The sequence below is a fragment of the Nostoc sp. genome, from assembly GCF_036917755.1.
Classification (GTDB): domain Bacteria; phylum Cyanobacteriota; class Cyanobacteriia; order Cyanobacteriales; family Nostocaceae; genus Nostoc.
Map to the genome: position 1 here is coordinate 21,551 of NZ_JBALFC010000001.1, position 18,330 is coordinate 39,880.

Genomic DNA, 18,330 nt, shown 5'->3' on the forward strand with positions numbered 1-18,330 from the left:
GCCGGCAAACTATTGAGTCTTTGTGACAGCCATCCATTTTTCTTAACTTGACACCAATGGCATCTTGCCCGCCCTAATGGGAGCAAGTTAAATGTAAAACAGCTTGCCAACGGTAAGGAACTCCCAAGAATCCATTAGTCTGCATCCTGCTTTGTAGCCTTAGCAGGATATAAAAAATAAAACTGTAACAAAAACTACAAAATACTTGTTTTATCTAAAAAAAAGGATAAGCTAAGTATAGACAATATCCGGTTCGTAAAGATACCGTGATTAGGAGAAAATTTTATGATTTCCAAATCCCTATTGGTGCGAGAACCTGCTTCTCCGGCACATATATGCCCATTTGACCAAGCGTGTAGCTACTTAGAAGCGGCAGCTAAAGAATTAAATTTAAATCAGGGTTTGCTGGAAATTCTCAGCCACCCGCGTAAAGTTGTCACGGTTTCCATTCCGGTGAAACTAGATGATGGGGAAATACAAGTTCTCGCTGGACATCGCGTGCAGCACTCCGATGTTTTAGGCCCCTATAAAGGTGGAATTCGTTACCATCCAGCTGTGACACTGCGGGAAGTATCCGCTTTAGCAATGCTGATGACCTGGAAATGTGCTTTGTTAGGAATTCCTTACGGTGGTGGTAAGGGCGGCATTGCTATAGACCCAAAACACTATAGTGTTGGTGAATTAGAGCGAATCAGCCGCCGTTATATCAGCGAGTTGATTAAAGATATTGGGCCTTCTGTAGATATTCCTGCACCGGATATGGGAACTTCTGCCCGTGAGATGGCTTGGATGATGGACACTTACTCTGTGAATGTCGGTCATGCTGTACCAGGAGTTGTAACTGGGAAGCCCCTTTCTATTGGTGGTTCTCTAGGACGAGAAATGGCAACTGGACGTGGTGTGATGATTATTGTGCGTGAGGCACTAGCAGAGCAAGGTAAATCCTTGGTAGGAATGCGAGTAGCGATTCAGGGTTTCGGTAACGTTGGCTGTGCCGCAGCAGAATTACTATATGAAGCAGGTGCGAAAATCATTGCTGTTTCAACTGGTGCTGGGGGAGTATTTTCCGACGTTGGTCTTGATATTCCCAAGTTGAAAGTCTACGCTGCTGAAAATCGCAAGAGTATTATGGGTTTCCCGGAATCTGTACCAATTAGTAATGCAGATTTATTAACTTTACCCTGCGATGTCTTAATACCAGCAGCTTTAGAAAACCAGATTACTAAAGAAAATGTGAATCAGGTGCAGGCGCAAATTGTCGCAGAAGCAGCTAACGGGCCGGTTACTCTTGATGCTAACTTGGCGTTAGAGGCGCGGGGTGTGATAGTGCTACCAGACATTTTGGCCAATGCTGGCGGTGTAGTGGTGAGTTATTTGGAGTGGGTGCAGGGTCTTTCTTACGTATTTTGGGATGAGGAGCGCGTTAACAGAGAAATGGAACATTTGATGGTACATGCCTACCATCGGGTGATTCACCAGTCGAAAGTACGACAAATTTCTTTAAGGTTAGCAGCTTACACACTGGGCGTAGGTAGGGTGGCTCAGGCACTGACTGACAGAGGTCTTTATCCTTAAGATTTAGGAATATGCAACGGTTTTTAATTAAATGAGCAGATGCGTAGGGGTGCAATATTATTATATTGTGCCCCTACAATAACTTAGCGATCGCTGCAATATCAAAACTCATACCATTTCCAAAAATATTTACAACACATGAATTTTATCCCACATTCCGCACTTCAGTTATTTTTAAACGAACCGCAAAGGACGCAAAGAGCGCGAAGGTAAGAAAAGAGAAGGTAAGAAAAGAGATATATTATATTATTTTTAGTTAATAGGTAAATCGCCCAGAAAGTAAAAGCGATCGCCTTTATCTTCTTGTAAAATAAAGTTAAGGCAGCATTAACAAATTGGCTTAATTAGTATGACTGAATCAACTGCAAAACAACCTGCACGTCGAGGCAGAATATTTCCAGAACGCACTTTACCACCAGAAGAACTTGCTAGACGCAAAGCTGAAGATGAGGCATTTTATCAGCGCTGTCGGGCAATTTTTGAGCGTGTGCGTCCTAATTTTATTCAGGAACACTATGGCTGGTATATTGCTGTGGAGCCAAATAGTGGTGATTATTTGATTGATGTGGATAAAATGCAAGCTCATAAAAAAGCCCTTGAAAAATACCCAAATACTGACCACTGTGTTTTTTGTCTGAATGAAACGGGAACCACTGGCACAATATGATTCAGGGTAAATTTGGGGAAAAGGGGCAACTATTTTTTGAAATTGAGTTAATAACTTATAATGGATTAAATTTGCCTGTGGATACAATGTTAGATACTGGTTTCACAGGCTTTCTGGCTATTAATAAACAAGATTTAGAGAGTTTGGACTGGGCTTATATTGGTAAGGAAACTTTGCGAACTGCACAGGGTGAAACCTTGTTTAAAATATATTCAGGCAAGTTGATATTAAACGAACAAGAGTATGAAATCGCTGTTTATGCAGGCGATGAAATTACAGAAGTTTTGTTAGGTTCAGAATGGCTAAAAATTCTGCCATTGGTGGCAAATTATCACGCTGGTATATTAACTTTGGGATAACTGCGATGCCTACGGCTGGCTACGCGTTCGCATTTCAGTTAATAGGTAAATCGCCCAGAAAGCAAAAGCGATCGCCTTTATATTCCTGTAAAATAAAGTTAAGGCAGCATTAACAAATTGGGTTAATTAGTATGAGTGAATCAACTGCAAAACAACCTGCACGTCGAGGCAGAATCTTTCCAGAACACACTTTACCACCAGAAGAACTTGCTAGACGCAAAGCTGAACGGGAAGTATTTCATCAGCGTTGTCGGGCAATATTCGAGCGTGTGCATCCAGAATATATCGAAAAAAACTATGGCTGGTATATTGCAGTGGAGCCAGATAGTGGAGATTATTTCATTGATGAAGATATAGAAGTAGCTAGTCAGAAAGCACGCGAGAAACACCCAAATGCTGTACACTGCATGTTTTGCCTAAATGAGACTGGAGCCACTGGCACAATATGATTCAGGGCACCTTTGGTAGCAATGGGCAGCTATTTTTTGAAATTGATTTGATTACATCTGATGGATTGAACCTGCTTGTGGATGCCATGTTAGATACTGGTTTCACAGGTTTTTTGGCTATTAATAAACAAGACTTAGATGCTCTAGATTGGCAATTTATTCGTGAGCAAGAACTACGAACAGCACAGGGGGAAAAAATTTTCGATTTGTATTTGGGTAAGGTGCAATTAAATGGACAGGAGTATGAAATTCCAGTTTTTGCAGGGGATGAAATTATAGAAGTATTGCTAGGTTCAGAGTGGCTAAAAATTCTGCCCTTGGTAGTTAATTATCAGGCTGGTATATTAACTTTGGGATAAGTGCGATGTCTACGGTGCTAACAGAGCAGTTCGGCAGAGCTACCTGTGCCACTTGCCGAAGTGCTGGCGTAGGTGCAGCACTTCAGTTATTTTTAAACGAACCGCCAAGACGCAGAGAACACAGAGGGAAGAAAATAAACATATTTTGCTATCTTTGGTTAATGGGTAAATCGCGGAGAAAGTAAAAGCGATCGCTATTCAAATTACTGCCTTTTATTCGTCCTAAATAGCCTGTTAAAGGTGAAGAAAGTTCAATTAGAATTTCGTGCATTTCTACTGTTTTTATTGGCTGCGGCGGATGTGAGCCGAAATAAGCTCCATGTAGAGCATCAACACCAGCAGATTCTGCGCCTGAGTTTTGTAGATAATTTTTGACAAGCTGGATAATGTGCGATCGCAACTTTATAGATTGTTCAACTTTCTCGATATAAATATTAACTTTATCTTCAGCTAAACCAAAAGGAGCTTGTTGCAAATACTCTTTTAGTTCTAACAAATTGATAGAATTTTTGTAGTGTGCTTGCAGTTCAACTAATTTTTGCAGTGTTTCAGGGCTAATAACATTCATTTGATTTTCGGTTGCTGTTCTTAAGGCGTAAAAATTTAGTTCTCCAGCCGCTACAATTAATTTAATTGAATTTTCATACTGAACTTTACCAAGATGGTTCATACCTATTTTTAGTAACTGTGCAGGTGTACCATCAGTAACTTTCTCAGTTTTAGTTGCTTTGCACTCTCCTACTATTGGATAAGGTTGTTCAGCGTAAAAATCCATGCCTCCTGCGCCACCAGTTGCGTCTGGATTTAAACCTGAACCTGTAAAGCCTAATTTTAGTAATCCTCTACGAACTAATTTTTCAAATGTATGTCCGTCGCTAGAGTTCCCAACTTCAGCAATTTTCTGAATCCAAAGTAAGTCTAAATCTAATGGATTTGTTGCTTGATTGCTACTCCAACCCAAAAATACTTTGATATCGTCGTCTAATTGTTTCGCTGCTGGTTGGCTAATGGTTAGGGATGCGATCGCACTCTGCAATTCTTCCAATTCAGGATGCAGCGCGGGTTCTAGCTTTTCTAATTGGCGTTTGCGTTGGGCGAAGGTGCGATCGTTTATTACGGGTTTAGCTTCAGAAACATTGAGAGACTGTGGTAATGAAATAAACAGACTATTCGATTTGATCGCAACTTCAATTGATTTAGGCAACTGATATACTCGCAGATATGCCAAAAAAATATTATGCCTTTGCGTTAGTATTTCCTGTAAACCTTTTTTTGTCCAAATAGTTAGGTGTGATAAAGCAACCAAAGATTCAGCATCGTTTATAATTTGGCACAGTTCGCAGTTAGCCCAGGCTTTAACTAAGACTGTTTCATAAGCTAAAAGGGGTAGTTTTAACTGTTCCTCATCTGAAAGCAAGCTCATTTGCTGAGGCTGTATTAAAACACCCTGACTATTTAGTTGTGCGAATGTACTTTGGGCAATAGGTAAGAAATTTGAGCGATAGTACTGTTCAACTGGTAATAAATTAATTGACGCATCTGCTGGAAAAAGGGCAAATTCTCGCCCCGGAGTAATAAATTTATTAGGCATTACTGCAATTATTATCCCTTGCAACAACGCCTCAATTTCTGGTGCTGGTAAACGTAAAGCTGTATTAATCATTATTCCTGGAATAAATCATCTGAACCAACATTTACTACATCTGGAACCTCTGTTAAGGTGATATTACCACTTTCATTTTCTTCATCAATTGCATCTTCAGGAACTTGTCCTGATGGATCGCTGAGAATTTCACGGATAAGATAATTATCAATTGCTATCCGCTTTTTGCGAATAAAATCAATAATTTGGTCTTCGCTTAACTCATCATTCTCACGACCTTTCATGACAAAATGTAATGCTAAAAGTGGTTTGATATCTTCAGGTTTTAATAATACCCATTCACCACCTAATTCAGTTGATAAAAGCTCACTTAAATACTTTTGTGCTTTAGCGGCTCCTTTATTAATTTGCTTAGAGCGAATTAAGCACCCACGGGTTAAATCGAATTTTTTGTAATCGATTAACCGTCTCAATGTAGCTTGGACGAATAATCCCCCAGACTCTTGCAGAACAGCTACGACAATTTTGACATCCTTACTGTTTTCCTTGCCAACAATTTTAAAATCTAGATAGCCTCTATCAACAGCTTTTACTTGAACATCGACAACTTTTTCAATTTGTACATTCTCTATAGTTTCACCAATGACTACACTAAATCCTAATCGGAGTGCTTGAGCTAGAGTTGCTTTATCCTCCATGTAATCTTGTATGGTAGTTTCTAAAGCCGATATTTGTTGATTATAAACAAGTTCTACAGGGTTTATCTCTATTCCTCCACCACCAGGAACTTTAAAATTGTCAGCACACCATTTCAAAACTTTTCTAACTATTGGTCTTTCTTTACCTAATGCTCTTAGCTTTTGTTCATCAAATGGGTAAAGTGCATGAGGAGGTGTTAAACCATTTTCTTCATAAAACTCTTCAAGCCATCGAGAAACTAAATTAATAACATCATCAGAATTGAGATACTTTAGCTCAATAACTTGCTCTCCAATCCTATCTACAACGGAATCAGCATTTCCTAATCTTTTGACTTCATTAATCCACTGATCAGGAAAGATAGAAGTTAGTAAAACGCCACGCTTAATTTTGTCGCATAAGTCTTTAGCAAAAATGGCAGTTACTTGTCGTCCAGTATATCCCATTTCATTACAGTGGTCAGTTTCCATTTCATCAAAACAAACTACTATTGGTTTGTAATCACCAATTAAGTTGATAATTTGCCGTGCTGTAGTGAAAGATTCAGCCTCTTTATCATCTGCACTCACATTAGCTAAACCCATTGCATCCGCTTTGGACTGTGGTAGGCTTTTACCAGCAAGCCAGCTAATTGCAAAGAGTTCATAAGCTGGATCAGGAGATAGTGTCCATAAAATTGCTGTGATAATATCAGGATTTTCTAGATCACGCTTGATACCAAGTACCTTATCTCGTAAAACTTCAACCACCTTTGGATTTTTGACTAATGCCCCAGGAAATTGATTTATTAGCTGTTGAGGTGTATAGTTTTTGTTGAAAGCTTCATTAATTAAAGCTGTTGCTAAGTACTGCCATTGACTAACATCTTGACTACCTATTTGTTTAAGACTATTGGCTAGAGTAGTTAAGAATTCTGCTTTGATCCGGTTTAGGTTATTGCACTGACTCATGTAAACAAATAAAGCGCTGCCATCAACTTGTAACTGATGGCGAATTCGTCCGATAACATGGCTTTTTCCTAAACCTCTTTCTGCTGTAATTGTAATACCAACTACTTTCCTTTGTCCGCTACGAACTTTTTCAACCGCGTCATAAATAGCATCAGAAGCATGAGAATTTAAAGATGGTACATCAGGAAAACCTTGTCCCCAAACATTCTGATCTCTAACTACTAAGCGTCCCTGAAATGGGTTGTTTTTGCTGATAACATTAATTAAATCGTTAGACATAGATTTGAACTAGTTGTGTATGAGGGCTAGGAGAGAATTATCAAAAATTACAAAAATTGGTGGATTAGTTTAAAAGTTTGGCATAGCAACGCAGTCCACTGACTTCAGTAGTTACCGAATCTTCTAGTTTGCCTGGGTCGTTGTCTGGTAAACTTCCACCTTGAAGTTGTAAAATATCTTTCTCCTGCATTTCCAGCAACCACTCACTGAACTCTGTACGACTAACCCGATCGCCTATTTCTCTCCTAATCCGATAAATAGGTACCAGATCATCTAGGTTGTAGTTCTGGTTCAACTTGTCGTAAACTTCCAACGCCACTGACTTAAACTCGTCGTAAGAAGCGATTCCTTCTCTTGGAGACGCTACGCGATCGGAAAGCTTCGCGATCGCACTTTTCCCATTAACTAGTACATCTGCACCATTTACCGCCACATCAATCTGACTAATCCACCTCACCAACGCATTCGCCGCCCAAGTTCCGACAATCGTCCCTTCAAACTTAAAATCGCCACTTCTCAAACCCTCACCCAATACCTCTAAACCCTTGTCAGATGTCAGAGAATATCCCTTTTTGGAGATTGCGATCGCACCCTGGCTCTGTAATTCCTCGAATATGCCCTGATAATCTGCTACCTTTTGGCTTTTGGATACAATTCGCTTAGTGAATTGACCCTTCTTAACTTCCTGCTGCGTTCCTCCCAAATCCCACAAAGCCAAAAGGAGACGAGTTCTAGTTTGGGCTGTATTTTGTGATGTCATATTGAGTGTATTTTCTGACAAAAATTATTGTAGCGACTGTATCTTTTTAATTTATTTATCCCGAAAAAATAACCGAGAAATTGCTGAATATTTCGACGTTTCAGCGAAATTGATTCATCAAAAATTCACAAAATATTTCCTGCGGATGAATACAGTTCTCTCAAAGGCGGGATGGAATACTTGCGAAAATCGATCATGATGATAGTCAAACGCTGTAGCTGTGCAGTTATAAATTGAGTTGGTATATGTTTTTTCAATTCCAGGTGAAAAAACAGGAATTCCAACTTTGTTTTTGCAACAGCAAGGCTTTTAGCAAATACAGGTGATGAAGAAATCCCATGAACACAACAATATATAAAGAACGTAAAATAGTTTCGCGTCTATTTGCAGTGCTGCTTTCAGCCTTGCTAATGGTACCCTTGCTAAGTAGCTGCGGAGGCGGTGCCCGAAACGCTTCAACACCACCACCTGTTGATGATAGTGTTGGTAGAACAGTGAGCGATCGCAACGCGACAAACCAACCCGAAGCGAAGAAGGGATTGGGTACGGGGCAAAAAGTGGCACTTTTGGCGGGAGCTGCGGCACTTTATTACGTCTACAACCAGCATAAGAATGCTTCAAAAGAAGGAGCAGAAGGCAAGTACTATCTTTCCAAGAACGGGCGTGTATACTACCGTGATGCTGAAAAACGCGCTCACTGGGTAACACCACCATCACAAGGAATTCGAGTACCGGAATCTGAAGCACGGCAATATAGTCAGTTCCAAGGCTATAACGGGAGTACTACAGGTCGCGATCTCACTGGCATAACTTCATCCGCAGCTCCAGCACTGTAGATTCAGTGAAGCGTGTGTAAATCTAAAGCGGGTTTCCTGGAGGATAACGCCGATCGCGCACGTCGGAAACACGAACTTAAATCAGGAGACAGATTATGGTAGATGCATTTTTCCGAAAGGCGAAAGATTTGCTTTTGGGGTCGAACAGCGATCAAGCTGAAGAAGATGCCAAATTGCGCGATCGTAACGTTCGCCCAGCCAGCGAAGACCCCTACGGTGATCCCGCAGACCCGGCATCTTATGGCAACGTCACCCCAGCCAGTCAAGACCCCTACGGCGACCCCGCAGATGTCGCCTCTTACGGCAACGTTCGCCCAGCTAGCGAAGACCCTTACGGCGACCCCGCAGACCAAGGCGAGTTTGGCAACGTCCGCCCAGCCAGCGAAGACCCCTATGGCGACCCCGCAGATCAGGATTCCCGCCGCTAACGCCAAACCAATAAACTAGTATTGTGATGTTGGTTTTCATCGGGCGATGTGTGGATTAGCAATAAAGGCAGTAGAATTTTAAACTACTGCCTTTTGTTTTTGTTACTAATTTTGGTTTTAAACCCACGGAGGTGGGTAAAGTCTCGTGTAGCCAAGCCAGTGCGTTGGGCGGGCAATGCCCGACTTAAAGCACCTGGCGCGCGACTTCTAGTCGCCAGGGCTATTTAAGTCCTAATATGGTTTTGCACATCTTCCATACAGAATTGGTATGGGCAAAGATTTCAGTCCACTTTAAGTGGACTTGAGCTATTAGCCCCGTACTTTAGTACAGGGCGGGATGTGGATAAGTCCAAAGACTTCATTTTGACGACGTTTTCTTATTTAAATTCTTCGAGTTGATCCACACGTAACCAAATATTAGGTGTTGGCACTTTCCCAAACTTAATCAGCGCGTAATCACCTTTGACATCGACAATTTCGCCCTTAGTTTCAAACAAATAAGAAGGAAAGCGAGTATCACTGGCTTTTGCCTCCAGACTGTTTTCTAGTTTCTCGCGGACAGCGCGAACCATATCTCCTTTTTTGACTGCCATCAGTTCCTCTCTCAAATTTGTAACTTCTTTTATCTGCATTTTAAGAGAGTTCCGACTTAGAAGTAAAAACTCCCAACTTTTGTACAGACGCAATTAATCGCGTCTCTCCCCACTCCCCACTCCCCCTAGCTTTTGACACTGGGGGCAAAAGTGACTAGATCGCCCAGCTAACCTAATCCGTTGAATTTCTGTACCACAAACTCGACAAGGTTCTCCAGCGCGGTTATAAACCCAGGCAACACCACCATAATTGCCGTTAGTACCTTGAACATTCAGGAAATTACTAAAAGTCGTACCACCAGCCTCAATGCTGGTTTCTAACACTTGAATGATGGCTGTTCGTAAACGCTCAATTTGCTTTAGCTGCAAATCTATACACAAGGTTTCAGGTAAAATTCCACTCTTAAACAACGCTTCATCAGCATAAATGTTACCTAATCCTGCAACCACAGATTGATCTAGTAGCGCAGTTTTAATCGGACGGCGACGGTTTTGGAGTTTGAGAGCTAGATATTCGACAGTAAATTCTGGTGAAAATGGGTCTGCTGCCAGTTTTGCCAAACCAGTCATAATACTTTCTACAGCAACACCAGGCGGAACCCACCATATTTTACCAAAGGTACGCTGATCAACAAAGCGTAATTCCTGCTGATCCCCAAAAAATAATCTGACCCGCGTGTGCTTATGTAATGGTTCATCTCGATGCAGCCATAGTAGTTGACCAGTCATTCGCAAATGAACCCCTAGCCAACCAGTTGATGAGGGGGAAAGTTCGGCGAGGAGATATTTACCGCGACGATGCCAAGTAGCGATGGCTGCGCCAACCCCTCCGGGGTATGCATTCTTTTTAATTCCATCAACAAATTCAGCGACAGAAAACGGGTAGGCGATGGTGCGATCGAGCAACACATCTCCACCCGTAATTTCTTGGTTGAGGGTCAATTGATTTAGACCCCTTCGGACTGTTTCAACTTCAGGCAGTTCAGGCATTCAAACAGATTAAGCAAGCAATTTTGATGTACTTAGGGGGTTAAGAAAGAAGAGATAAGGTAGTATGTTAGACACACGTAAGTGGGTTGCCGTACTACCAAAAAGAAACCGTAAATACCTGGAGGACGGCTTCTCTTAGATTAGGGTAGGCTAGGGCGAAGAATGAATCAACTGAAATTTTCAGACTTCAGACTTCAGACTTCAGGTTTCCCTTCATCATCGCATCAAACAACCCCCTTGTAGCTTTGCTGCTATTTTTTAGCTGGTTTAGCCTTTGGTGCTTCAACCTCTACTAATTCATCCTGGGCAAAGTTGTTGGTATTGATACCAGAGTAATTTACCTTTTCAAAGCGGACAATTACTGGGTATTTGATGCCGCTTTGGTCAATGGAAGCCACAGTTCCTAGATCCTGAAACCAGTAGGATTCAGGGCGGAGAATACGTACTTTAGAACCACGTTGAACCATGATTATTTTCCCTTTATAGTTATCAATCGCCAATCTAGAGGGCTAATTGATTTCACTCTACAACCTGAAGGTCGCACCAAGAGTCTTTGTTAAGTTATTTGTCTGAATTTGAGGAGTGGGGAGTAGGGAGTGGGGAGTAGGGAGTAGGGAGTAGGGACTAGGGGCTGGGGGCTGGGGACTGGGGACTGGGTATTGAATTTTAGTTATTCTTTCTCCCTCATCTCCCTCATCTCCCCCATCTCCCTCATCTCCCCCATCTCCCCACTCCCCACTCCCCACTCCCCACTCCCAAATTTAAATATTACACCTACTTGACAAGGCACGCGTTATAGCGTACCTTCGTTCGCAAACGGTCATTTTGTACAAGCTTATGTTTTAGTTAACACAAACACACTTCCCTCGTTACCTCTGCCGATCCGCAGATCGTTATCTATATAAGTGATATCTAACCAGCCTTGCTGTTTATCACTGTTTATGGCAACATCAATTGCCGGAAATTTTCTACCAGCTTCAATTTGTTGGATAAAAGTTACCGGAGAATTGTATTCTATTAAACGTTGTAAGCCGATAATAGAACGCTGAAATTTAACTTGGACACGCCGACCTGAAACTGGCTCAAATTTAGCAGCAATGCTGAATAATCCTTCCAGATAAGGTAAGCCATAAATCTCAGCTATGTTGTAAACACTGGTAGTTTCTACCCGGATACACTGGTAGATTTGACCCAGTTTGCACAAAGGTAGACGATCTAAGTTTAAAAGAGCCTTGCTGGTGGTGTATAGTAATCGCCAATTGCCATCTAGCAAATTACTAGCTTCCACCGGACGGGGTGTAGGATTAAAGTCTTCTAAACTGGCGATCGCTGCTAAGATAGCCTGTTTCTGTACTTGGGTCGCCAATAGACCGCGATTTGTATCAGCGATCGCATCTATAAGAGCCGCTTTTCCCATCATCGCCTGTCACCTCAAAAATCACTCACTTTCCATCAGCATAAACAAGATATTCATCGCCTATGTGTAGAGCCATAAAAATTACTAATAATCGGTTGACATCAGCCATACGTCTATTAAATAAAAAAATTTCTATCTGAATGCGGATTTATCAACTAAAGGGTTGAAAAGATAACTAAATAAATCCATGTCAAGTGATAGACTCTAAATGTCAACTTACGTAAACCTTTTCTTGTCCTCACTCGATATGTTGAACTCTCCATTACGTGAAGAACCCCGTAACCAACGAGCCCATGTCATCCCCCTAAAGCCAGAGTCCTCTTTGTTGGACTGGTTGCAAACCAACGGTCGGATCATCGCGCGTAACATTCACGAACCGGATTTTCAAAATGACGCAGAAGGAATAGACTCCTTAATGGGTGTAGAAGATGGAATTGGCTACGACCTTGATGATGATGATGATGACGATATAGGAATCGCTGAGGATTAGCCTTTTCAGGTTAGGGACTTGGTTGTATCCCTAGTTCCTGGTATTCAGTTTTATTAAGTGTGGAGTGAAGGGAAACTTCTGTGGACGCTAAATTATCTCCTGAGCAAGGATTAAATATTTCTGGAATCGCTCTAGCCTCTTTATTAGCCGTAGGGCTAGGTACAACAGCATTTTATTTGGATTCGATCGCCAATCGGCTACCCTGGCAAAGTATGTCCTTAACCCTGCCACTATTATTGTGTGCTATGGGTTCAGGTGTCGTGGGCTATTGGGTAATACCCCTACTTCAAGCACTCAAGACTGGACAAATAATTCGTGAAGATGGACCCCAAGCCCATTTGAAAAAAGCCGGCACCCCAACAATGGGAGGTATATTTTTTGTACCTGTAGGTGTGATAATTGCCTGCATATTGTCTAACTTTGCTACAGATGTGCTTGCAGTTTCGGCATTGACAATCAGCTACGGATTGATTGGCTGGCTCGACGATTGGCAAATTCTGCGCCGGAAATCAAATAAAGGTATATCTCCTCAAACAAAACTGGCTTTGCAGGTGGGTTTTGCGGCTGTGTTTTGTCTATGGCTGATGTTTAATCAACCTTCTAATATTACAAATATTGCTTTGCCTTGGGTGAGCTTCACACTACCATTAGGATTCCTATTTTGGCCTTTAGCAGGTTTTGTGCTAGTTGCAGAAAGTAATGCGACTAATTTAACAGATGGTATTGATGGCTTGGCAGCAGGAACAGTGGCGATCGCACTTTTGGCATTAGGCGCTTTAGTCGCACCTACTGCACCTGGGTTGATGGTTTTCTGTGCTGCTTTAAGTGGTGGGTGCTTAGGTTTCTTAGCCCATAACCGTAACCCAGCCCGCGTTTTCATGGGAGATACCGGTTCTTTAGCACTGGGAGGAGCTTTAGCTGCTGTAGCGCTTTTGACAAACACCTTAGTAGCTCTGTTCATTCTCAGTGGTATCTTCTTCGTAGAAACCCTTTCGGTGATGGCACAGGTAAGTTATTACAAAGCCACGAAAGGCCCTGATGGCAAAGGTAAACGTCTTTTCAAAATGGCACCCTTACACCATCATTTAGAACTAACTGGCTGGTCAGAATTACAGGTAGTTGGAGTATTTTATGTCATCGCTGCTATATTGGCTACTATCTGCTTGGCGTAGGCGCAGCCCGCCGCAGGCATCGCTCCATTCTGAATCGTTTGAAAAACTACTCGAATATAAAATGACAACTCCCACATCTTCAGGGAGTTGTTTTTTTATTAGGAATTATGAATTAAGGCTTTACCATTTCCAATACGCTTCGCTTTCAAGTTTATACAGGTGTTGAACCTCGTCAGGTGGCAATGCTACTGTTTCTAAATAGGTATTATTTATAACTAAATTCTACGGGAAAGCCTAATTAGCGTAGGCGTAGGCCGCCGCAGGCATCGCCCTTGGGAAAAACTTTGCGATTTACTGATGTTGTTACTATTGTCACTATTAGATATCTGATCATATGATATAAGTCAACACAAAAGTTACTGGGTATGTAGCAAGCACTTAAGTGTGGAATATAACACTATAAATGCCCCAAAGGCGATTCTACGATAACCCAATGAAGATGAAATTACAGATTTAGTATAAATTTCGATGAACCACAGAGTTATTTAGGTCTGAGGAGTATTAAGTGGATAAAAAACAAAAAAGACTCAACAGCAAGAAGATTTATCAACTGACTGTCATTAAGTATATTTGCTATATCTTAGGGGCAAGTCTGGTAACTTCCTTCACAGCATTAATGGCTATTTCAGTCAATCCCGCAGTTGCTGAAGATAATATTATTTTTGAAAAACAACAGATTGCATCTTTAACTGAATCAGCCAAGACTCAAACCCGGAAAGCGATTGTTTCTCCGAAAGTAAACTCTTCAAATCTCAGTCCTGCACAGATGCTGATGATATCACCAAACCAAGGTGATTCTCAAATTCTATTACAAGCTCAAACTCCCTCTGCTGACTCCCAGATTCAATTAAATGATCGTGAATTACGTCAAAGGCTAAAAATTAAGCCTTTGTTTGGAGGCATAGGTGGTAAACAAATCTATTATCCTAGCCTCAGCTTTGGAATTCCCAGTGCTTTCGGAGCTAACTGGGGAGACTTTTTCGTGGGAGCATCAGGAGGAACTCGCAGAGATCGCAATGGCAATGGTGGTTTGGATGGGAGTATAAGTGCGGGTTTTGGTTTGGGAGATAGCCAGAAGTCAATCGGTTTAGAAGTCGCCTTCAACGAAGGTAGTATCAAAAACTTTGGTGATAATGGAACCTTCGATCTTAAAGCTCACCGTGTTCTCTATGCTGGTAGTACCAATCAAATTGCGGCTGCTGTTGGCTGGAATACCTTTGCCCAGTATGGGAATGAAGGTGTGGCTGATTCTAGTGTCTATGGTGAAGTTACAAATGTCTCCTTGTTGCAACCTAACAATCCTGAGAATCAGATGCCATTGGCACTTAGCGTCGGAGTGGGAGGCGGCAACTTCCGTTCAGGAAATGACGACGTTGGGGTATTTGGAGGCGTGGGTTTGCAAGTTTATCCTCAAGTAGGCATCGGTGCATCTTGGAGTGGAGTAGCTTTAAACGCTGGCGTTTCTTTCGTTCCTGTCCAAACTATTCCTCTGACGATTGTGCTTGAAGGTTTAGACCTGACGGATCGGACTGATGGTGGTAGTGCCGTACTTTTGAGTGTCAGCTATGGTTTCAATTTCTTGCCCAAGTAAATCCCTTTATTTTGAGAGAATCACTATGATCAAAATCAAGTCTCTAATCCTTGCTCTGAGTCTGAGTCCTCTGCTTTTGAGTGCTTGGCAATTGCCAAACCAAGCCCAACTCAGCCCGACTAAGCCCAGTAAGGGACGTGCTGGTTCCGTAAGTGGTAATAATTCAGGTCCCTCAAGTGGTACCATTTTTTCAGTGCCTGTCACTCTTCAAAATGGTGGCACAACAAAATTTGGCAACATTACAGTTACTAATAGTGGTGGAACATTTAAAATTACTGTGCCGCCAAATATTCAAAATATTCTGAATACATCTGCACAAAGGGCTGTTGTCACTTTACAAACAGGCGGTTTGACACAACAACAAATTGCCGCTTTGGTTGGGGCAGTGAATCCTCTAATTGTGAATAGGATTGAAGCGCCAGTTCCTGGTCGGATTTTGGTAATTGTGAATATTATTCAACCGCTAGTTCCTGGTGGGGGATCGTTGTTAACAGGTAGTAGTAAAAGTGAAACTTTTATCACTCTAGCGGCTGCCATTCGATATGTAAGGACTGCAATTACTACACGACCTGCCAAAGGCTCTATTTCTGTTCAAGTTGGTGCTAACATAACAGTTATACCTCCTAGTCAAGCCCCAACCCTTAATAGTAGTTCACCAATAGAAACTGTACAAAAGGTTGTTACGTTCAAGAAACCTAATGGGGAAATACTTAATTTTGAAATAGTTGGTCCACGGGATAGGGTTAAGAATGCAAACATTGTTTTAGCATTTGTGTTGGCAGCCGGAGTTGATCCTAGTGCCGCGAATACTGCGATCAGGCTGGGGTTAACAGGGGCTGATCCTCTATTGACAACCGATTTAATCTTGAGCCTCAATGGTCTGGTAACAAACCAGAACGCTGTCGATCTGACTAAACTCAATCAGGCAATTAATGCCTACAATACCATTGTAGACAAAGCTGATAGCAATTCTTTAAAAGCTTTGAATAATAGTGCTGATTTTACCAATATTAGAGGATTATTGCAAAATATCAGAGTGCCTCTAAGTTAAAGGCTGCAAATCTTTTGGTGTACAAGCAATCCCTTAGCCAAAAAAGAATATGAAGAGATACGGCTGATGTAGTAGAGTTATTATCTTCCACTCCCTTTATGGAGTCTAATCACAAATCAAACGGTGTTTATAGGCTGTGTTCGTTATATAGATTTAGTTTTAAGCTTTTATAACTTCTCTATAAAACCCTGATTATAAGAGGAGAGGTAGAACCTGAATTAATTATAAGTATCTACATACTCTATAACCCGATTCTTCCCTGTTCGCTTTGCCTCAAGCATCGCTTGATCTGCCCGATTCAGAAAATCCTTAACTGTAATCCCTGGTTCTGATACAGCTATTCCAAAGGAAGCGGTGATGCTTTCAAGGATCTGATCACCCTCCTTCAATTGCATTTGTTCAACATCTACCCTTAGTTGTTCTACTCGCTTCCTAAGAGTTTCCAGCGTTATATTAGGCATCACAATTACAAATTCTTCACCACCCCATCTGCAAGCAATATCAAAGGAGCGAGTAGATTTTAACAGCAGTTTTGCTAATCCCTGAAGAACAATGTTGGCAGTCAAATGTCCATAGCGCGAGTTGTAAGATTTAAAGTTATCGATATCAAGGAAAATAACACTCAGAGGTTCTCCCGACCGTTCAGCTTCCGCTAGTCTCTGTTCCGTTATAGTTTGCAGATAGTTTTGATTGAATAGTTGGGTCATCCCATCCCGCAAGTTATCATAGGTTAGATGTTGTTTTATCGATATATTATTCAGTGCAAAAGCTAAGGTTCTAGCAATAATCTCAGTGATTTGTTGATCTTCTGGACTGATTTCTGCAAACGCATAGATGTGTAAAATTCCAACTACTTCGCCTTGTCCAAACAATGGAACACACAAATGTGCGCCGCTAACAGGCTGTATTAAGTGGCTGCACACCAGTCCTGAGTTACGAGGCGATAAAAGGTTGGTTTTCCCTCTCCGCAATGCCCAACACTCAGATTGTAAAAATATTTCTTTACTGCTTCTTTCACCTCCCCAAATACTATTCATCTGCACATAATTCTTGGAATTAGCAATTATATAGATAGAACCACTCATATTAGGAAACAGCTTGGAACAGGTTAAAGCGACCACTTGATACACCTCATCTTCAGACTCGCAGGAATAAAGCATATCTGCCATATCTGAGAGATATATAAGTTCCTGTTTTTTTGCCTCTAATTTCAGTGTTTTTTCTTCTAGCTGCCGATTTAGGTCAGCGAGCGATCGCTGTGTTTCTATGGATTCGGTAATATCGATACTAATCCCACCGATGCGGCGATCGCCCGTTGCATAATCGCTAAAGGGAAACTTAAACGATAGCCAGTAGCACGGCTGATCATTACCAGGTATCTTTACCTCTTCAATCAGCTTCAAGGGGCGTAGAGTCTTCAAAACGATTTGATCGTTTTCCATTACCCGCCGCGCCTCTTCTGGATCTGACAAGAATTCACTATCCATTTTCCCCAACCATTCTTGTGGATCTACCGAAAATATAGACTGTAGCTCCTGGTTGTAGTAGAGCATTCTAGATTTCTCATCTTTAATATAGGCCCCAAACGGGCCATGATCTAGGAATAGCTGTTGCATCTGCTGGCTGCGTTGAAGTTCGCGGTTATCTTCTTGATATCTGGCGATCGCCTCTACAATTTGATAAGCGGTTGGCATCAGGTAGAGTAAGGCAAACAAGGAAATCAAGGCCATTAAGTCGAGTACGCCTAAGTGGAACAGCGACACTGCCATCTGTGGCTCAAAAATCGCCAGAAAATGATGAAATCCGCAAAATAGTACGAATCCACCTGATAAGAAAAAGGCTGGCCAAAACTTAGAAGGGATAGTTGCCTTAGTTTTGGCAAAGAAAACCCCTATTACTGTAGGGATGCCAAAGTATGAAAATGCAGTGATGCCGTGAGCAATCATGCAATTCCACTGAATAAGCTCCATTGCTTACCTGATATGAATATTTCATCCGTTTCACTATAATTCTGGATCGGCTCAAGATGTAAGCATAGAAAGGATGAGTTCAGAGCGTGATC

Annotated in this window: 20 protein-coding genes; 11 read left to right on the forward strand and 9 right to left on the reverse strand. The window is 41.7% G+C overall.

The features are described 5' to 3' along the window. Positions 1-285: 285 nt before the first annotated feature. The 5 genes from V7L05_RS00105 (at position 286) to V7L05_RS00125 (ending at position 3,409) form a co-directional block, all read left to right on the forward strand. Positions 286-1,575 (forward strand): Glu/Leu/Phe/Val family dehydrogenase, encoded by a 1,290-nt coding sequence (locus V7L05_RS00105; protein ID WP_335160656.1) that lies wholly within the window; start codon positions 286-288, stop codon positions 1,573-1,575. A 349-nt stretch (positions 1,576-1,924) separates the two neighbouring features. Next, positions 1,925-2,242, forward strand: a complete 318-nt coding sequence (locus V7L05_RS00110; RefSeq protein ID WP_335160658.1) for a hypothetical protein — start codon at positions 1,925-1,927, stop codon at positions 2,240-2,242. Then, positions 2,239-2,601, forward strand: coding sequence for an aspartyl protease (locus tag V7L05_RS00115; protein WP_335160660.1), 363 nt, complete (start codon positions 2,239-2,241; stop codon positions 2,599-2,601). Before V7L05_RS00110 ends, V7L05_RS00115 begins: the two co-directional genes overlap by 4 nt. A 131-nt stretch (positions 2,602-2,732) precedes the next feature. Continuing rightward, positions 2,733-3,050: a hypothetical protein gene (locus V7L05_RS00120; RefSeq protein WP_335160662.1), complete on the forward strand. Its 318-nt coding sequence runs from the start codon at positions 2,733-2,735 to the stop codon at positions 3,048-3,050. Further along, entirely contained in the window at positions 3,047-3,409 is a 363-nt protein-coding gene (locus V7L05_RS00125) for an aspartyl protease (protein ID WP_335160664.1), read from the forward strand. The genes V7L05_RS00120 and V7L05_RS00125 overlap by 4 nt, the downstream gene beginning before the upstream one ends. A 148-nt stretch (positions 3,410-3,557) precedes the next feature. On the opposite strand, the gene V7L05_RS00130 is transcribed toward V7L05_RS00125, so the two are convergent. From V7L05_RS00130 to V7L05_RS00140, 3 genes are all read right to left on the reverse strand, one after another. Continuing rightward, entirely contained in the window at positions 3,558-5,072 is a 1,515-nt protein-coding gene (locus V7L05_RS00130; protein ID WP_335160666.1) for a DUF1802 family protein, read from the reverse strand. Beyond that, positions 5,072-6,940: a hypothetical protein gene (locus tag V7L05_RS00135; protein ID WP_335160668.1), complete on the reverse strand. Its 1,869-nt coding sequence runs from the start codon at positions 6,938-6,940 to the stop codon at positions 5,072-5,074. The genes V7L05_RS00130 and V7L05_RS00135 overlap by 1 nt, the downstream gene beginning before the upstream one ends. A gap of 64 nt (positions 6,941-7,004) precedes the next feature. After that, positions 7,005-7,700 (reverse strand): hypothetical protein, encoded by a 696-nt coding sequence (locus V7L05_RS00140; protein ID WP_335160670.1) that lies wholly within the window; start codon positions 7,698-7,700, stop codon positions 7,005-7,007. A 338-nt stretch (positions 7,701-8,038) separates the two neighbouring features. Between V7L05_RS00140 and V7L05_RS00145 the strand changes: the two genes are divergently transcribed. After that, positions 8,039-8,536 carry a hypothetical protein gene (locus V7L05_RS00145; RefSeq protein ID WP_334950357.1) on the forward strand — a complete coding sequence of 166 codons (498 nt, stop codon included), beginning with the start codon at positions 8,039-8,041 and terminating at the stop codon, positions 8,534-8,536. Positions 8,537-8,631: 95 nt separating this feature from the next. After that, the gene (locus tag V7L05_RS00150) at positions 8,632-8,964 is read left to right on the forward strand and encodes a translation initiation factor (protein ID WP_335160672.1); all 333 of its coding nucleotides are present in this window, start codon (positions 8,632-8,634) and stop codon (positions 8,962-8,964) included. Between the two features lie 377 nt (positions 8,965-9,341). On the opposite strand, the gene V7L05_RS00155 is transcribed toward V7L05_RS00150, so the two are convergent. The 5 genes from V7L05_RS00155 to V7L05_RS00175 form a co-directional block, all read right to left on the reverse strand. After that, a complete protein-coding gene (locus tag V7L05_RS00155; protein WP_229550829.1) occupies positions 9,342-9,557 on the reverse strand; it encodes an NAD(P)H-quinone oxidoreductase subunit O in 216 nt (71 codons plus the stop codon). A 93-nt stretch (positions 9,558-9,650) separates the two neighbouring features. Next, a complete protein-coding gene (locus V7L05_RS00160) occupies positions 9,651-10,547 on the reverse strand; it encodes a DNA-formamidopyrimidine glycosylase (protein ID WP_335160674.1) in 897 nt (298 codons plus the stop codon). Positions 10,548-10,798: 251 nt separating this feature from the next. Further along, entirely contained in the window at positions 10,799-11,014 is a 216-nt protein-coding gene (locus tag V7L05_RS00165) for a photosystem I reaction center subunit IV (RefSeq protein ID WP_012410286.1), read from the reverse strand. A gap of 57 nt (positions 11,015-11,071) precedes the next feature. Then, a complete protein-coding gene (locus V7L05_RS00170) occupies positions 11,072-11,293 on the reverse strand; it encodes a hypothetical protein (RefSeq protein WP_335160676.1) in 222 nt (73 codons plus the stop codon). Positions 11,294-11,382: 89 nt separating this feature from the next. After that, a complete protein-coding gene (locus V7L05_RS00175; protein WP_335160678.1) occupies positions 11,383-11,967 on the reverse strand; it encodes a PAP/fibrillin family protein in 585 nt (194 codons plus the stop codon). A 244-nt stretch (positions 11,968-12,211) separates the two neighbouring features. Here V7L05_RS00175 and V7L05_RS00180 point away from each other — a divergent pair, with 244 nt between their 5' ends. The 4 genes from V7L05_RS00180 to V7L05_RS00195 all read left to right on the forward strand — a co-directional run bounded on the left by V7L05_RS00180 (position 12,212) and on the right by V7L05_RS00195 (position 16,268). Beyond that, the gene (locus tag V7L05_RS00180) at positions 12,212-12,454 is read left to right on the forward strand and encodes a DUF3134 domain-containing protein (RefSeq protein WP_335160902.1); all 243 of its coding nucleotides are present in this window, start codon (positions 12,212-12,214) and stop codon (positions 12,452-12,454) included. 80 nt (positions 12,455-12,534) lie between these two features. Continuing rightward, complete coding sequence (gene mraY / locus V7L05_RS00185) at positions 12,535-13,626, forward strand: phospho-N-acetylmuramoyl-pentapeptide-transferase (RefSeq protein WP_335160680.1); 1,092 nt, start codon at positions 12,535-12,537, stop codon at positions 13,624-13,626. Positions 13,627-14,131: 505 nt separating this feature from the next. Continuing rightward, the gene (locus V7L05_RS00190; RefSeq protein ID WP_335160682.1) at positions 14,132-15,217 is read left to right on the forward strand and encodes a hypothetical protein; all 1,086 of its coding nucleotides are present in this window, start codon (positions 14,132-14,134) and stop codon (positions 15,215-15,217) included. Between the two features lie 25 nt (positions 15,218-15,242). Next, positions 15,243-16,268, forward strand: a complete 1,026-nt coding sequence (locus tag V7L05_RS00195) for a hypothetical protein (RefSeq protein ID WP_335160684.1) — start codon at positions 15,243-15,245, stop codon at positions 16,266-16,268. Positions 16,269-16,486: 218 nt separating this feature from the next. On the opposite strand, the gene V7L05_RS00200 is transcribed toward V7L05_RS00195, so the two are convergent. Then, positions 16,487-18,238 carry a diguanylate cyclase domain-containing protein gene (locus V7L05_RS00200; RefSeq protein ID WP_335160686.1) on the reverse strand — a complete coding sequence of 584 codons (1,752 nt, stop codon included), beginning with the start codon at positions 18,236-18,238 and terminating at the stop codon, positions 16,487-16,489. Between the last annotated feature and the right edge of the window lie 92 nt (positions 18,239-18,330).

Excerpts from the sequence above, each read along its gene's own strand:
- V7L05_RS00155 (WP_229550829.1), bottom strand. The coding sequence starts at position 9,557 with ATGGCAGTCAAAAAAGGAGATATGGTTCGCGCTGTCCGCGAGAAACTA.
- V7L05_RS00105 (WP_335160656.1), top strand. The coding sequence starts at position 286 with ATGATTTCCAAATCCCTATTGGTGCGAGAACCTGCTTCTCCGGCACAT.
- V7L05_RS00120 (WP_335160662.1), top strand. The coding sequence starts at position 2,733 with ATGAGTGAATCAACTGCAAAACAACCTGCACGTCGAGGCAGAATCTTT.
- V7L05_RS00150 (WP_335160672.1), top strand. The coding sequence starts at position 8,632 with ATGGTAGATGCATTTTTCCGAAAGGCGAAAGATTTGCTTTTGGGGTCG.
- V7L05_RS00165 (WP_012410286.1), bottom strand. The coding sequence starts at position 11,014 with ATGGTTCAACGTGGTTCTAAAGTACGTATTCTCCGCCCTGAATCCTAC.
- V7L05_RS00135 (WP_335160668.1), bottom strand. The coding sequence starts at position 6,940 with ATGTCTAACGATTTAATTAATGTTATCAGCAAAAACAACCCATTTCAG.
- V7L05_RS00140 (WP_335160670.1), bottom strand. The coding sequence starts at position 7,700 with ATGACATCACAAAATACAGCCCAAACTAGAACTCGTCTCCTTTTGGCT.
- V7L05_RS00115 (WP_335160660.1), top strand. The coding sequence starts at position 2,239 with ATGATTCAGGGTAAATTTGGGGAAAAGGGGCAACTATTTTTTGAAATT.
- V7L05_RS00130 (WP_335160666.1), bottom strand. The coding sequence starts at position 5,072 with ATGATTAATACAGCTTTACGTTTACCAGCACCAGAAATTGAGGCGTTG.
- V7L05_RS00125 (WP_335160664.1), top strand. The coding sequence starts at position 3,047 with ATGATTCAGGGCACCTTTGGTAGCAATGGGCAGCTATTTTTTGAAATT.
- V7L05_RS00180 (WP_335160902.1), top strand. The coding sequence starts at position 12,212 with ATGTTGAACTCTCCATTACGTGAAGAACCCCGTAACCAACGAGCCCAT.
- V7L05_RS00175 (WP_335160678.1), bottom strand. The coding sequence starts at position 11,967 with ATGATGGGAAAAGCGGCTCTTATAGATGCGATCGCTGATACAAATCGC.
- V7L05_RS00110 (WP_335160658.1), top strand. The coding sequence starts at position 1,925 with ATGACTGAATCAACTGCAAAACAACCTGCACGTCGAGGCAGAATATTT.
- V7L05_RS00200 (WP_335160686.1), bottom strand. The coding sequence starts at position 18,238 with ATGGAGCTTATTCAGTGGAATTGCATGATTGCTCACGGCATCACTGCA.
- V7L05_RS00195 (WP_335160684.1), top strand. The coding sequence starts at position 15,243 with ATGATCAAAATCAAGTCTCTAATCCTTGCTCTGAGTCTGAGTCCTCTG.
- V7L05_RS00160 (WP_335160674.1), bottom strand. The coding sequence starts at position 10,547 with ATGCCTGAACTGCCTGAAGTTGAAACAGTCCGAAGGGGTCTAAATCAA.
- V7L05_RS00145 (WP_334950357.1), top strand. The coding sequence starts at position 8,039 with ATGAACACAACAATATATAAAGAACGTAAAATAGTTTCGCGTCTATTT.